Below are 15,199 nucleotides of genomic sequence, written 5' to 3'. Positions count from 1 at the left end.
CACGCTACAGCAGTTAAAATACGATTATCAGCGCAATTGGTTCACACCCATGCCCATTTATCGCTTCAACCGCCTAACCGCCAAATTTTTTAGCAAGCTGCCGCTCCGAACGGTTCTGATTGTTCCGTTGGTTTTGCAAACGGTAAGTGTTGTTGGGCTAGTGGGCTATCTTTCTTTCAAAAGTAGTCAGGAATCAGTCGAAGATGTAGCGCATCAGTTAATCGAACAAGTAGGAGAGCGAATTAGCGATCGCCTCACCGATAATAATGGACTGTCGGCAATCAATACCTTTCTGGCTGGGCTGCAATTCTCGGCTTCAGGACAAACTTTTATTATGGATCGATCGGGCAATCTGATTGCCACATCCACACTAGAAACACCCTTGGTGACGCCAGCAAAAAAGCAACCGACGCCATTGCTAGCCACCAACAGCAAGGATGCCCGAACGCGAGATATTGCTCGACAACTCGCCAACCGATTTGGCAACTTCCGCACGCTGCAAACAACCGAGAAATTTACCCTGGCGAGCAAGGGCGATAGGCAGTTTGTCCGCGTCACTCCCTATCGAGATATCCGTGGTTTGGATTGGTTAATTGTGGTGGTGGTGCCAGAGTCTGATTTCATCCCTCCGATTCAAGCAAATACGCGCAACACACTGTGGTTGTTGGCCGGTACACTGCCGCTGGGAATCGCGATCGGATTGTTGACTTCCCGTTGGGTGACAAAGCCAATTATGCGCTTGAATACCGCTGCCAAAAATGTTGCAAAAGGAGAATGGGATCGACCTTTAGAAATTAAGCGCTTGGATGAAGTCGGAGAACTCGCCAATTCCTTCAATCTTATGGCAGCGCAACTGCAACAGGCTTTTGCAGACCAAAAATCTTTAAATGAAGCTTTAGCGCACAGCGAGAGCCAACTCCAGCAATTTATCGAAGCCATACCCGCAGGAGTATCTATCCACGATGCCTCGGGTAAAGTCGTGTACTTTAACGAAACTGCCAAGCATTGGCTCGGTGTAGAAACTATCCCCGATGCGACCTTAGAAGAAGCAGTAGAAGTTTATCAAATGTACCGCCAAAACCAGCCGTATCCAATTGAAGAACTGCCTGCATTCCGAGCACTGCACGGCGAAACGGTATTCCTTGAAGATATAGAACTTTATAGAAATGGGAAATTTATTCCTTTTGAGGTGCGCGCCACACCCATTTTCGACGAAGACGGAAACATTATTTATGCCATCATTGCTTTTTCTAACATCGCACAGCGCAAACAATATGAAAAAATATTAACTGACTACAATCGCACTTTAGAAGCCGAAGTTGCCGAACGTACCTGCGCCTTAGCTCGTGCTAGCGAACTATTACAATATGAAATGGCAGATCGCAAATTGCTCGAACAAAAACTTTACACTTCTGCCGAGCAAGTTGTAAAAATATTTGAGTCGATAACCGATGTTGTCTTGATTTTTAACCAAACCGAAAAAAGCATTCAAATTATACCTACCAAGGGTATTGGTCAATACAACTATGAGACGAATCAGATCGACTCCATCATCGAACAATTATTTCACGAGGAAAGGGAGGAGATTTATTTCGCTCAAGTTCAACAGGCATTGGAAACCCAACAAACTATTAGTTTCGATTACAGTCTGCGGATTAATAACAAAGAAGTTTGGTTTGCTGCTAAAATTTCGCCGCTGTCCGATAGCTCCGCTGTTTGGGTAGCCCGCGACATTAGCGATCGCCAGTTTGCCGAAGCCCGGCTGCTGGAAGCCCAAAAAATTGCCCGTATTGGCAGTTGGGAACACGATATCGCCACAAAAACAACTACTTGGAGCGAAGAACTATATCGCATTTACGAGCTCGATCCGACTCAAAAACCGCTCCCAACCGAACAATTAATCGAGCGTTTTCATCCAGAAGATCGATCGCGCTATCTGACAATGGTGCGCGAGCAAGCTATGTCGGGAAAAAGCTTTGAAATTGATTTGCGGCTGATGCGAAGAGATGGCTCGCTCAGTTACATAGAAGTTCGAGGGAAACCGGTTTATGATGAAAAAGGGCAATTGCTCCGTTTGTTCGGCACTGTTTTGGATATTAGCGATCGCAAACAAGCCGAGTCAGCTTTGCGAGAAAGCGCCGAGGGAGAACAAGCCATCGCCCGATCGATCGAGCGCATCCGTCAATCCTTAGATATTGACACAATATTCAAAACCACAACCTCTGAACTGCGACAAACCCTAAAATGCGATCGTGTCGGTATCTATCGCTTTAATCCTGATTGGAGCGGGGAATTTGTTGCCGAATCAATGGCTCCCGGCTGGATATCTCTGATGCAACAAACCGACGATTGTAATGTGCCAAACACTCTCGTCGAACACTCTCGCTGTACCGTGAAAACTATGCAAGCCGGCGGTACACCAGTGCTGGATACCTATCTACAAAAAAATCAAGGCGGTATGTACGCTAGAGGCGTTCCTTACCGCATAATTGAAGACATATACAGCGCTGGGTTGAGTCCTTGTTACATAGAACTGTTAAAACAATTTCAAGCTAGAGCCTACGTTATTTTTCCCATATTTTGCGGCAGTCAACTTTGGGGTTTGCTCGCCAGCTATCAAAATTCTGAACCCCGCACTTGGCGCGAAGCTGAAATCAATATTGGGCTGCAAATTAGCACTCAACTGGGAGTTGCCTTACAACAAGCTCAATTGCTCGAAGCCACTCAAAAGCAAGCAGTACAGCTTCAACAAGCCGCGTGGGCTGCAGAAGCCGCCAACCTTGCCAAAAGCACTTTCCTGGCAAATATGAGCCACGAACTTCGCACCCCGCTAAACGCAATTCTGGGATTCTCCCAATTGATGCAGCGTTCGACCAACCTGAATCGCGAACAACAGGAAAATATCCGCATTATCAACCGCAGCGGAGAACACTTGCTCGCTCTAATCAATCAAATATTAGATTTAGCCAAAATAGAGGCGGGACGCATGACAATCAACCCAACAGACTTTCAATTAAGGAGCCTGTTGAACGATTTGGAAGAGATGTTTCAACTCCAGGCAATGGAGCAACAATTGCAGTTAATATTTGACTGCTCTAGCGAAGTTCCCGAATACGTACAAACCGATCAACTTAAGTTGCGCCAAGTCTTAATCAATCTCCTCTCTAACGCCATTAAGTTTACGAAAGAAGGAGAAATTAGGGTAAGAGTAAGTGCGGTTAGGGAGGGGGAAGCTCAGCAATTACCAATCAGTAATTACCAATTACATTTTGAAATAGAAGACACTGGCTCCGGCATAGCTGCTGATGAGTTAGATAAACTTTTTCAAGCCTTTGTGCAAACCAAAACAGGAACAAAATCTCAGCAAGGAACAGGCTTGGGACTGGCTATCAGCCAACAGTTTGTCAACCTGATGGGCGGCCTGATTACTGTACGCAGTGAAGTAGGACGCGGCACCACCTTCGCGTTTGATATTCCCGTCAGCTCCGTTGATGCCCCGGCGACTCAACCCGTAGAGCCACCGCGTCGGGTGATAGCGCTGGAACGCAACCAGCCGCGCTATCGTATTTTGATTGTGGACGATCGATCGGACAACCGCCAACTGCTGATCAAACTCCTCGCTGCCTTTAACTTTGAACTCCAAGAAGCCACCAACGGCATAGAAGCTATTGAAATGTGGTCGAGTTTTGAGCCACACTTAATTTTTATGGATATGTGGATGCCCGTGATGGATGGAAATGAAGCGACCAAACGCATTAAAGCCACCGTTAAAGGTCAAGCTACGGCAATTATTGCCGTGAGTGCGGGTAACGCCGAGGAAGCGCAAACCGTTACTGTATCAGATGATTGCGATGACTTTATCCACAAACCCTTTCGAGATACAGAAATTTTTGCCACCCTGCACAAACATCTGGGAGTGCGTTACATTTACGGTGAACCGGAGAGTGTGCCCGAGTCAACTCAAATCGAGGCTCCGACTCCAGAGACTCTGGCAGCTTTACCCGCAGATTGGCTGGCTGCTTTAGAGAAAGCCACAATTGAGTGCGATTTAGAGTTAATTCTGATCCAAATTGAGCAAATTCGCGATCGCAATGACGCTTTAGCTAGCGCTCTAGCCGCATTGGCTAACGAGTTTCAGTTCAATCAAATACTAGCTCTCATCCATCCCGAACCAAAATAATAAGGATATGAGATAGGTTTGTAGTGAGTACGATCGCCCTCATAAAACCCCATCGGGCGATCGTACTCACTACAAACCTATAAAGGTTATTTTACCCAACTAGATATGAATTACGAACCAACTCCCGTCTTAAAAGGGAATATTTTAATTGTTGATGATATTCCGGCTAATTTGCAACTTTTAGCTCAAATACTCTCGCAGCAAGGGTACAAAACACGCACCGCACCCGACGGCAAACTAGCCCTGCGGTCGATCGAGTTAACTCCTCCTGACTTGATTTTGCTCGACATCATGATGCCCGGTATGGACGGCTACAAAGTCTGCCAAGCATTGAAAGCTTCTCCCACAACCAAGGACATTCCGGTTATTTTTATCAGTGCTTTGAATGAAGTATTAGATAAAGTCAAAGCCTTTGAAGTTGGTGGTATAGATTATATTACAAAACCGTTTCACGAACAAGAAGTTCTCGCCCGCGTCTCCAATCAACTCCTGCAGCGCCAGTTGTTCCAGCAAACACAATCCTACGCCCAGCAACTCGAACAAAGCGTAACTGAACTAAAGAAAACTCAAGCTCAGTTAATACAGAAGGAAAAAATGGCTTCTTTAGGTCAGCTAGCGGCAGGAATTGCTCACGAAATCAACAATCCCGTCAGCTTTATCTACGGCAATATTGCTCTAGCGGCGGAGTATGCGCGAGATTTGCTTCGCCTCGTTGAATTGTACCGACATTACTACCCCCACCCCGTTGCAGAAATTATCGGCGAATTGGACGAGATTCAACCCGAATTCATCGCAGAGGATTATCCAAAACTGCTGAATTCGATGACAGAGGGTGCTTCTCGGATTAGCGAGATTGTAATGTCTTTGCGGAAATTCACCCGCCTTGGCGAACAAAAGTGCAAGCCAGTGGATATTCATGAAGGCATTGACAATACTTTAGTTATTTTGCAGCACCGGCTGAAGGGAGCAAACAAAGCTGGTGAGATAGAGATCATTAAACACTACAGCCAACTGCCAAGAGTCACCTGTTACGCCAGTGAGTTAAATCAGGTGTTCATGAACCTGCTAAGTAATGCTATTGATGCCCTGGAAACTCAACCGTCTCCCCGAAAAATTACCATCAGCACTTCAGTAAGTTCTGAGTCAGAATCGGCCCTGCACAATCAAGATTTAAAATTAGCCACTCACAACTATAAATCCGTTGTTATTCACATTGCCGATAACGGTTGTGGGATGAGTGAGGAAGTGCGCCACCAGATATTTGACCCATTTTTTACTACGAAGCCTGTAGGCCGTGGTATTGGATTAGGGTTGGCAATCAGTCACGATATTGTAGTGGAAAAACATCGAGGTCACATCAGTTGTATTTCTGCTCCGGGTCGAGGAACAGAGTTAATTTTGCAGATTCCGATATGTGTTAAATCTTAATAAATTTTAACCTTTTAAAATTTAATCAGACCCAGAGAATATATCACATAGATTGTACGCGAGCATCTGTAGGGAAACGGCATTAAGCTGTCGCGGCACGGAAATTATGGACACGGCAATGGCTATTGGTGTTCCCTTAAGGTAAAACCGATATTCCGTCAGTCCGTCAGGGGTTGAAACCCCTGCCTCAAAGCGAAAGTCCTCGCTTCCGAGGACTAATAAATTATTCAGTCCTCTTTTAGAGGACTTTCGCTATTAGACAGGGAATTCATTCCCTGGCGGAGTGCCGGGTGAGCGGTATTTACTTTAAATCCAGCAATCCGCTAGTTTTTAGTTTGGGATTAAACCGAATTTCTTCAGTTACGCCGCGAGCTTTCAACAGCGAGAAAATTTCATTTTCCACGCGCCGCGCTACATTTTTCAACAATTTATCTTTGGCAATTTCATCGGCAAAGATACCTTCATAATTTGCCGTTTCTTGGGCAGTCATCACAGTTTTGGTGTCGATGGGATCGTTCCACTTGGCAGCATCGGCACCGTTACCCTGGGGTTGGGAACCGTTTTCGGCAATCCAACTTTCTCTAATGCTTTCTAGGATAGTGCGGCTGGGCTTGTCAATAGTTTGGACTTTCAGCCAGTAGCAATATTGGGTTTGGCGTACCAAATGCTGTTTGAGGCTGAGGTAAATGTCGCGAGAATAGCCGACAAATTGCAGGACTTTCTCGCTGTCAAAAATTGCGTAAACGCCGATTTTTCCCTGAACAAAATCGGGCAATTTCCCCTCGGAGTCTATGTATGGAATGAATTCTAAGCTGGCGAGAGATTGAATGTCTTCTGTCATCCGATTTTAGATTTTAGATTTTAGATTTTAGATTTAACCACAGATTAACGAGCCTTTACCTAACTCTTAAAAACTCGATAAACGGCACAGAGGCGGCTGGGTTTAAATATTTTGGCTTGGAACATGAAATTAGGCGGGACGTTGACGATCGCAAAATCGCTCGATTGATGATACTTTTCAAATTCCGCAGGCATTCCCTTTGGCGTCTCGCTGCTGTAAGGGACTGGCTGAAAAAGTAACTCGGCAAACTCAATGCGCGAGCATTGCAATTGTAGCGCTACTTGTTTGACAAAGCTTTCACCGGTTAATAAAGCGAACAGTGCCGTTTTAGCATCGGGTTCGAGGACAAAACTGCTATCGTAGCTTTCAATAATCTTGAGACCCATTTTCTGTAGACTCCTGACAGACGGCGGTTAATGGTTAACTCTTAAGCGATCGACTCAATCCTGAATTTTACCTGAGACTGACCGTTTTGAAGTCAGAAGGTATTCGGCAGGATGTCAATCGATTTTAGATTTTAGATTTTAGATTTTAGATTAAAGAATTGAAGCATTGACCCCACGGATAAATTCGGGGCGCAAGTTTTGTCGGATACAGGTTTTTTATTTCTGGACGGATGAATCCGGGGGCTTGTATGCTTGATGCTTTCGGTCAATGAGAATACCACAATCCGGAAATTTTGACAAATAGCCCTGATTTATTTGCCGATCGCTTTTATCATGTCCCTATCGCCATCTATCCGACTACGACTAAAAGGCTATGCAGAAGATTGAAAAAGCATCATTCCCAGCTTTGAGAAGTGCCCCGAACCAGCCGGACTGGCTAGAATTGGCAGAATACGCCTCTGTGGCTGGTTCAGCCATTGGCACGATTACTGCTGTATTGTCGGGCCAAATTCTCTACGCTGCCGCCCCCTTAACCGCAGCACTCTCGCTGAATCTCGCCAATCGCCAGCGTTTCGAGCAACAATTGCAACAAAAGGCAAATTCTGCGATTACGGACGTACAGGCTGCAGTAGAACGTCGATCGCAGCAAGTTCAGATACCACCTGGAGAACCTGCCGAACTCTACACCGCCGTCTCCGACTTGCAGCAGAAACTCCTCGGCTTGGAATCCGGCGTCATCGCCGAGGTACAAGCTGCCGTAGCCTCCCTCGAACGCCAAGCGCAGGCGCTGCCGGCAGATTCTCAGGATTTCAACACGCAACTGTCGGATTTGCAGCAGAAAGTCCGCCTTTTGGAAAATAGCGCCCTCAGAGAACATGATTGGGAAAATGTCAACGTCCGATTTTTATTGATGGGCGAAAAGTTAACTGAAGTTAAAACTATTACGGCTCAGTTGCAGGAGCGATCGAACGAAGTAGACTTGGATCAAATCCAAGGTTCTCTCAAGCAATTGCAGGATTTGCTCGATCGACCCACAATAGACACAGGGATGTTGCAAACCGAGATTCAGCATTTGCAGCAGCAAGTTTCCGAGTTGCAGAGGCAAAATCAAGAAATTGTCAAGCCTTATTTGCAGCGTCTAACTCGTGCCGTGAAGAAACTATCAGCAAATTAGTCTTACTTATTCGTTTTTCGTAGGGTGCTGCGCGGGCACCTTCCGGGATTTTTTCGTAGGGGGCTCTTCTGCCGCGCACCTTACCAATTACCCATTACCCGTTACTAAATTTTTGCCAAGCTTGCCAGAAAACATAAATCGATAAGATTGCCAAGAGCGATCGAAAAGCTAAACTAACAATGCGATCGGGCAATCTCGGCAAAAACCGCGTGCTCACCTGCGCGCCCAACAAACCGCCGCAGCCAAGAATTAACCCCACAACCCACAAAACATTCCCGCGCGCCGCGTGTCCCGCCGTCGCAGAAATAGCCGTGATGACGATGACGCCCAAGCTGGTTTGAATTGCGGTTTTAATGCTTTCTCCTAACAGCAAAATTTGCAGGGGAACCATAATTACGCCGCCGCCTACGCCGAACAAACCCGCTAATAAACCCGCAGCACTGCCGGTAGCAATTTTAGCAAAAGTTGGATTGAATAAAATATTTGAATTATTGGGTAATTCGTGATTGGTAATTGGTAATTGAGCCTTTTCTCCTTGTCCCGCTTCTCCTCCTAGTTCCTCTCGTTCTGCTTCCGCTTTCTTCTTAGCTGTCAGGTGCTTGCGAACTTCAATCAAATAAATATTGAGCCACAGCAACAACCCAAAAGTAAGTAACAGCAAGTAAGGCGGAAATATCCCCGCCAAATAAGCACCGATTTGTGCGGTAATGACGGCTGGAAATCCGATGCCTGCGACTTGGCTCAAGCTGAGGTAGCCCATGCGCCAATTCTGGATACTGCCAGAAATAGCTGTAATGACGATCGACAAACCGCTAGTAGCAACCGCTTCTACCGGGGCGTACTTGAGAGCAACCAACAAAGGTACGAGCACCGTACCGCCACCGATACCCAAAAATCCAGCTAGAATTCCGGCAAAAATTCCTGCCGCACCGAGAATCAATAATTCAGCCATCATTAGTTATTAGTCAACAGTTAACAGTTAACAGTTAACAGTCAACAGTCAACAGTTAACAGTTAACAATCAAATTTTAAGAATCATTAGTCGTGCCGTCCGGCATAATTGCCCGCCTCAAATCTGCATCGCGGAAGTTAGTTCGATTGAGATTAGCGTCAATCAAAACCGCTTCCAACAAAACAGCCCCGCTAAAATTAGACCAGCACAGCTTGGCCCGGTACAAATTCGCACCGCTCAAATTAGCTTTTGCTAGCGTTGACCAACTCACATTAGCAACTCTCAAATTAGCATTGCTCAGATTAGCTTCGCTCAGATTAGCTCCCACCATCGTTACTTGGCGCAAGTCTGCACCAGTCAGGTTAGCCCCGCTGAGCATCGCCCCGCTGAGAATTGCCTGATTCAGGTTAGCTCTTTCTAAAAGCGACTGGCTAAGAATGGCATTTGTCAGGTTTACCGCTTTGAGAGTTGACCAACTCAAATTTGCCTTCATCAAATTAATGCGAATCATGCTAGCGTCGGTTAAGTTGGCCGCAAACAAATTCGCTTCGGTAAAGTTGGCTTCGGTCAAATTAGCTTCGGTCAAATTAGCCTTGGTCATGTTGACTTCTCTGGCCATTGAGCCGCGCAGGTTGGCTCCCATCAGGTTAGCCCCGCTGAGATTGGCGCGGCTCAAATCGGTACCGATGAGATTTGCTTCGCTGAGGTTGGCTTCCGTCAAGTCCACCCCTGCCAATTTCACCTCGCGCAAGTTCGCTCCCGTCAGGTTAGCGCCTTTGAGGTTTGCGTCTTGGAAATTCGCTCTGGTAAAGTTAGCCTCGCTGAGGTTTACCCCTTTTAAGTCGGCCCCGACGAGGTTAATCTCTCGAAAATTTCTTTCTCCGGCCGCATATTGCCTCAGAATTCGATCGGCCTCCATGTCATTCGCCTCGCAATTTTTTTAAACGTTAGAGTGATGGGTGTTACCACATCATCCCAGATAACCACGGTATTCACTCTGCACGCTGTAGTATCTGTAGAATCTTTGCACAGCTTTCCGGGCACTGCTGTGCCACTGCCTCCTAAAAGGTCTGACAAATATCAAAGCTTCTGAGAAAATCAACAATAGGGTAAAACTCTCGGCGCTCGGAACTGAGTCAGTCGATTTTAGATTTTAGATTTTAGATTTGCTCCACAGATTCATCTGGGAGCCGGAACTTTGGTCTAAAATTATGGGCTCACCACGACGATTATCGGAAACTTGTATTCGTTTTTGGGCGAGCTGGCAGTTGACAACTGACAACGGTCAACTGTCAACGGTCAACGGTCAACTGTCAACAGACAAAGGAAATTTTAAAATGCCTGAAAATTTGAGAAGCCAAGCTGTGACTGGGGGCGTGCAGCGCGCGCCCAACCGAGCAATGCTGCGGGCAGTCGGTTTTGGTGACGGCGATTTCACTAAGCCGATTGTGGGGATTGCCAACGGGTACAGCACGATTACGCCCTGCAATATGGGATTGAACGACCTCGCTTTGCGGGCTATTGCGGGTGCAAAGGAAGCCGGGGGAATGCCGCAGGTGTTCGGTACGATTACTATCAGCGACGGGATCTCGATGGGAACTCAAGGGATGAAATATTCTCTGGTGTCGAGAGATGTAATTGCTGATTCCATCGAAACTGTTTGCAACGGCCAAAGTATGGACGGGTTGCTGGCTGTCGGCGGTTGCGATAAAAATATGCCGGGGGCGATGATTGCGATCGCCCGCATGAACATTCCTGCTATTTTTGTTTACGGCGGCACGATCAAGCCCGGACACCACAACGGACAGGATTTAACCGTTGTCAGCGCTTTTGAAGCAGTCGGTCAATTCAGCGCGGGCAAAATTGACCAAACAGAACTCAATGCAGTGGAACAGAATGCTTGTCCCGGTGCGGGTTCTTGCGGCGGAATGTTCACAGCAAATACGATGTCGAGCGCTTTTGAAGCGATGGGCATGAGTTTGCCTTATTCTTCGACAATGGCTGCTGAGGATGCCGAAAAAGCTGACAGCGCTGCCGAATCTGCAAAAGTTGTCGTGGAAGCGATCCGCAAACAGTTGTTACCGAGCCAAATTTTGACTCGCAAGGCCTTTGAAAATGCGATCGCGGTAATCATGGCAGTCGGCGGTTCAACCAATGCTGTGCTGCATTTATTAGCCATTTCCAATGCGATCGGCGTTGAGTTGTCCCTCGACGATTTTGAAACTATTCGAGCAAAAGTGCCGGTGCTGTGCGACCTCAAACCCAGCGGCAAATACGTAGCAACCGATTTGCACAAAGCCGGCGGCATTCCCCAAGTAATGAAAATCCTGCTAGAACAGGGTTTGCTGCACGGAGACGCGCTGACAATTACCGGTCAAACTCTTGCGGAAGTGTTGGCAGATATTCCAGCCGAACCCCGCACCGACCAAGATGTCATCCGCCCTTGGAACAACCCGATTTACGCCCAAGGACATTTAGCAATTCTCAGGGGAAATCTGGCAACAGAAGGAGCAGTTGCTAAAATTACTGGCGTTAAAAAAGCGCAAATAACTGGCCCGGCGCGCGTATTTGAATCTGAAGAAAATTGTTTGGAGGCAATTTTAGCGGGCAAAATTCAAGCCGGAGATGTGATTATCGTCCGCTACGAAGGGCCCAAAGGCGGGCCGGGAATGCGCGAAATGTTAGCACCAACTTCGGCAATTATTGGCGCTGGTTTGGGGGATTCTGTAGGGTTAATTACTGACGGTCGCTTCTCTGGCGGAACTTACGGCATGGTTGTCGGTCACGTTGCACCCGAAGCACAAGTTGGCGGGACAATTGCTTTGGTACAAGAGGGCGATTCAATTACGATTGATGCTCAAAATCGCTTGTTGCAGCTCAATGTTTCTGATGCAGAATTGGAGCAGCGGCGGGCTCTTTGGCAGCCTCCTAAACCTCGCTATACTAAGGGCGTTTTGGCTAAATACGCTAAGTTGGTTTCTTCTAGCAGTGTGGGTGCTGTGACTGATTTGGGTTTGGGTTAAAGTTGGAATTTTTGTAACCGCCGATGAAGGCAGATAAACGCAAATGAACGCAGATAAAATCCTATCTGCGTTCATCTGTGTCCATCCGCTAATATCTGCGGTTACAAAAATTTCAAATTAACGGCCCTGATTCAAATAGCGGCCTGCCATCGACATGGCGTCAGTAATATCTACGTCGCCGTCTCCATCTGCATCTAAAAACGTATTCAAAACAGGATTGCTGCCTTGGGCTGGGTTTTGGGCGTTGCTGCCGGTTTTTAGCAAATTCAGCACCAGCGGCACCAAAACAGGTATCATCGCCTGCACTGTGGCGTTATTCAAACCGGTTCTGTGGGCGATATCGTTCACTATCTGCGTCAGTTGGCCGGCTCCGAACAAACTCTGTACCGCCTGCGGATTGGGATTTGTGCCGCTAAATTGGTTGACAACTTCTTGAGCTTGTGCGTCTCCCGACTGCGCTCGCACGTCTTGCAATGCCGATCGCACGTGTCCGCCCAAAACCGACATTGCTAGCTGAGTCGTGCCCGTATTGACGCCCTGGTTGCTGCTCAACTGCTCTACCGCACCGAGAATGTTGCCCAACTGATTGGGGTTTGCTTGTTGGTTAGGATTGTCGATCGCGCTCAAAATTTGGTCAAATAGTCCCATAATTTTCGCTCCGTACAGTGATTGCTCAACTTTAAATTATAGCAAATCCTGTTTTTCAAGATTATGGAAAATACTTTTTATTTTGGTATTATCACTCAGTGAGTGGGCTAGCGACAGCCACTCACTAACCAATCTCATACAAGTTTAGATTTTAGATTTTAGATTTTAGAGGTGGAATGAATTATGACATCAGAGTGGGGAGCTTGCTTGCAGTTGCATTCTTTCTTCAAACAGGGATAAAAACGGATAATTTTTAAGTTTTTACAGTTCCTCTTTTTTCGGTCTTGGTTGACACTTTCTCGTTGCCTAGGGAATTTGATTCCCGAGCAATTGGAGGTGGTAAGAGCGGATTTGGCATTGAATCCTCATACTTAATCGGCAGGGCGATCGAAAATTCCGTCCCCGTTCCCACCTCCGACCAAAAGTTAATCGTCCCCCCGTGTTTCTTAACGATAATTTCGCGACCAATTGCCAATCCCAAACCAGTACCTACACCTCTCGGTTTAGTAGTAAAGAATGTTTCAAACATTTTTTCTTGACTCTCGGGCGCTATTCCCATACCGTTATCAGAAATTCGTATTACCACGGAGTCGTCGTCCAAATATTCTGTAGCAATCACAATTCTCGGCGAAAAACTCGGTGCTTCTTGTTTGCTTGAGTCGGAAGCCGATTGTTTTTTCGCCTCCTCCGAGCTAGTTTTCTCAATTTTCGCTTTCTCTTCCACAGCATCTAGTGCATTGTTCAGAAGATTCACAAATACCTGGTAAAGCAAACCCATATAGCCTTCTACACTCGGAATATTCCCGTAATTGCATACCACTTCAATGCCCTGTTTGATGCGGCTGTTGAGAATCAGCAAACTGCTGTCTATGCAGGCGTGCAAATCGACGGGATGAGGGGCTGCCTCATCGAGGCGAGAAAAATCTTTCAAACTTAAGATAATAGCTTTGGCTCTTTCAGCGCCTACTTGCATCGAGTCAAATATTTTGATTAAATCTTCTTTGAGAAAATCGATGTCTATTTCTTCGCCTTTCGCCAGCACTGCGGCAGGCGGGTTGGCAATTTGTGTTTCGTAAGTTTTGAGCAAATCTAAAATATCTTCAACATAATTTCGGGCTGGGTCGATATTGGCATAGATAAAATTGATTGGGTTGTTAACTTCGTGAGCAACACCGGCTAACATCCGCCCCAAAGTTGCCATTTTTTCATTTTGAAGTATCTGGGTTTGTTGTTCAGATTTCAATTCTTGTAGCAACTGATTTACTTTCTGAATCAGTTGATTCAGCGAAGCTGCTAATACTCCCACTTCATCGGTGCTGGTAACTGGTACTTGCAACTGAAAATTAGATTCTTCAGTCACTCGCTGAGCGATTTTAGTTACAGCGGCGAGGGGTTTGGCGATCGCCCGACTGGTGAAGCGCGCCAGCACTGCTGCAACGACGATCGACAGTGCCATGCTACCCAAAATTATTTGCACCCGCAGCGTCTGGGCTCGCAGCAGATCCTCCCGCCCTGCATCTTCTTGCTCTTGGGTGCGATCGATAATTGCTGCTATATCATTGACAGCCGTATCTAGTTGCAACCCTGTTTTATTTCGAGCGAAATTCGACAGCAACTTACGTTTTACGCTTTGTTGAGCGGGGTTATTAGGCAACTGACTAACTTTTTTATTAACTATTTCTAGTTGATAAATATATTTAGACAGTAGCGAATCGCAAGTATTTCTAAATTTACCTATCCCTTTTATTTGTTTCAGGTATTTAGGTTTCTTAACTTCAGATAGCAACACTTTTAAGCTGTAAATATTCTTTTGTAGCTGTTTGTATTTGCTGTCAAATATTTGGGGCTTGTCGATGCCGTAAATCAGCCACTCTTGGCTGTTTTGCGTCCGCACTAAAGCCACCTGCAACTTATGTAAAAGCTGACTTTCTCGATCGAGGTGTACTTGATTGTTAATTCTGCGATAGTAATGAGTGCCCACCAACATCCCGACAGTCGTTCCCCCAATCGCAACACAAAGAGCCAGTGCGTACCCACGCCAGATTTTGTCATGAATACTGAGGTTGCCCAAGGAACGGGCTATGTGAGCGAAATAATTGGGCTTTGGTGGCTGGGTCTCTTTGATGTTATGCTCGCAAGAGGTAGAGAGTTCTTGTGAAGGCTGATTCAGATGTTTGAGCTGCATAGATGCTAACCTGTGAATAATTCACGCACTGACAATTCAGTCTAACTTAACTCGCGGCTGAGTTGAGAGTACCGCATCGATAGTTAATTTGATAATTTTTGTAAATTAGGACGCTCTTACCTGGCGTAAGAAACCCGGTTTCTCGTTTCTACTTTCGGAGCTTCCAGCAGGCACTGGTGTTAAAAAACCGGGTTTCTGTTAATATAGCGCCCATATATTGAGTTGCCTCAGTAGAAACATTCTCTGTATTCACTGGTTTTTTTAACAGAGTTCGTTTTTTTCACCCCGACTTACTTAAACTCTATTTAATTGGTGACATCGTTTCAGATAATCGGTTGTCTTCCCTTTATTTTAATTTCCTACTTTACAATAGTCCGGACAG

At 46.2% G+C, this 15,199-nt stretch carries 10 protein-coding genes; 4 read left to right on the top strand and 6 right to left on the bottom strand.

What is annotated here, in order from left to right; all coding sequences use genetic code 11:
• The first annotated feature begins 49 nt into the window (after positions 1–49).
• Positions 50–4,180: an ATP-binding protein gene (locus QUB33_RS10100; protein WP_333349969.1), complete on the top strand. Its 4,131-nt coding sequence runs from the start codon at positions 50–52 to the stop codon at positions 4,178–4,180.
• Between the two features lie 105 nt (positions 4,181–4,285).
• Positions 4,286–5,608: a response regulator gene (locus tag QUB33_RS10095; RefSeq protein ID WP_333349967.1), complete on the top strand. Its 1,323-nt coding sequence runs from the start codon at positions 4,286–4,288 to the stop codon at positions 5,606–5,608.
• Positions 5,609–5,909: 301 nt separating this feature from the next.
• Here the strand turns inward: QUB33_RS10095 and QUB33_RS10090 are convergent, their stop codons facing one another.
• Together QUB33_RS10090 and QUB33_RS10085 are read right to left on the bottom strand one after the other, a co-directional pair.
• Positions 5,910–6,449, bottom strand: a complete 540-nt coding sequence (locus QUB33_RS10090) for a GIY-YIG nuclease family protein (protein ID WP_333349965.1) — start codon at positions 6,447–6,449, stop codon at positions 5,910–5,912.
• A gap of 59 nt (positions 6,450–6,508) precedes the next feature.
• On the bottom strand, positions 6,509–6,835 hold the full coding sequence (locus QUB33_RS10085) for a hypothetical protein (RefSeq protein WP_333349963.1): 327 nt from the start codon (positions 6,833–6,835) through the stop codon (positions 6,509–6,511).
• Between the two features lie 373 nt (positions 6,836–7,208).
• On the opposite strand from QUB33_RS10085, the gene QUB33_RS10080 reads away from it, so the two are divergent.
• A complete protein-coding gene (locus tag QUB33_RS10080) occupies positions 7,209–8,009 on the top strand; it encodes a hypothetical protein (protein ID WP_333349961.1) in 801 nt (266 codons plus the stop codon).
• 94 nt (positions 8,010–8,103) lie between these two features.
• On the opposite strand, the gene QUB33_RS10075 is transcribed toward QUB33_RS10080, so the two are convergent.
• Positions 8,104–8,964 carry a sulfite exporter TauE/SafE family protein gene (locus QUB33_RS10075; protein WP_333349959.1) on the bottom strand — a complete coding sequence of 287 codons (861 nt, stop codon included), beginning with the start codon at positions 8,962–8,964 and terminating at the stop codon, positions 8,104–8,106.
• 73 nt (positions 8,965–9,037) lie between these two features.
• On the bottom strand, positions 9,038–9,880 hold the full coding sequence (locus tag QUB33_RS10070; RefSeq protein WP_333349957.1) for a pentapeptide repeat-containing protein: 843 nt from the start codon (positions 9,878–9,880) through the stop codon (positions 9,038–9,040).
• A gap of 418 nt (positions 9,881–10,298) precedes the next feature.
• Between QUB33_RS10070 and ilvD the strand changes: the two genes are divergently transcribed.
• Positions 10,299–11,984 carry a dihydroxy-acid dehydratase gene (gene ilvD, locus QUB33_RS10065; RefSeq protein ID WP_333350051.1) on the top strand — a complete coding sequence of 562 codons (1,686 nt, stop codon included), beginning with the start codon at positions 10,299–10,301 and terminating at the stop codon, positions 11,982–11,984.
• A 117-nt stretch (positions 11,985–12,101) separates the two neighbouring features.
• Here the strand turns inward: ilvD and QUB33_RS10060 are convergent, their stop codons facing one another.
• Both QUB33_RS10060 and QUB33_RS10055 read right to left on the bottom strand, forming a co-directional pair.
• Positions 12,102–12,632, bottom strand: a complete 531-nt coding sequence (locus QUB33_RS10060) for a DUF937 domain-containing protein (RefSeq protein WP_333349955.1) — start codon at positions 12,630–12,632, stop codon at positions 12,102–12,104.
• Positions 12,633–12,885: 253 nt separating this feature from the next.
• Positions 12,886–14,817, bottom strand: coding sequence for a HAMP domain-containing sensor histidine kinase (locus tag QUB33_RS10055; RefSeq protein WP_333349953.1), 1,932 nt, complete (start codon positions 14,815–14,817; stop codon positions 12,886–12,888).
• Positions 14,818–15,199 lie beyond the last annotated feature (382 nt).

It is taken from the genome of Microcoleus sp. B3-A4 (assembly GCF_036705385.1).
In the GTDB taxonomy this organism is placed as follows: domain Bacteria; phylum Cyanobacteriota; class Cyanobacteriia; order Cyanobacteriales; family Microcoleaceae; genus Microcoleus.
Note: the sequence above shows the minus strand (reverse complement) of the source record. Positions and strands in the feature narration are given on the sequence as shown.

Excerpts from the sequence above, each read along its gene's own strand:
- QUB33_RS10100 (WP_333349969.1), top strand. The coding sequence starts at position 50 with ATGCCCATTTATCGCTTCAACCGCCTAACCGCCAAATTTTTTAGCAAG.
- QUB33_RS10095 (WP_333349967.1), top strand. The coding sequence starts at position 4,286 with ATGAATTACGAACCAACTCCCGTCTTAAAAGGGAATATTTTAATTGTT.
- QUB33_RS10090 (WP_333349965.1), bottom strand. The coding sequence starts at position 6,449 with ATGACAGAAGACATTCAATCTCTCGCCAGCTTAGAATTCATTCCATAC.
- QUB33_RS10085 (WP_333349963.1), bottom strand. The coding sequence starts at position 6,835 with ATGGGTCTCAAGATTATTGAAAGCTACGATAGCAGTTTTGTCCTCGAA.
- QUB33_RS10080 (WP_333349961.1), top strand. The coding sequence starts at position 7,209 with ATGCAGAAGATTGAAAAAGCATCATTCCCAGCTTTGAGAAGTGCCCCG.
- QUB33_RS10075 (WP_333349959.1), bottom strand. The coding sequence starts at position 8,964 with ATGATGGCTGAATTATTGATTCTCGGTGCGGCAGGAATTTTTGCCGGA.
- QUB33_RS10070 (WP_333349957.1), bottom strand. The coding sequence starts at position 9,880 with ATGGAGGCCGATCGAATTCTGAGGCAATATGCGGCCGGAGAAAGAAAT.
- ilvD (WP_333350051.1), top strand. The coding sequence starts at position 10,299 with ATGCCTGAAAATTTGAGAAGCCAAGCTGTGACTGGGGGCGTGCAGCGC.
- QUB33_RS10060 (WP_333349955.1), bottom strand. The coding sequence starts at position 12,632 with ATGGGACTATTTGACCAAATTTTGAGCGCGATCGACAATCCTAACCAA.
- QUB33_RS10055 (WP_333349953.1), bottom strand. The coding sequence starts at position 14,817 with ATGCAGCTCAAACATCTGAATCAGCCTTCACAAGAACTCTCTACCTCT.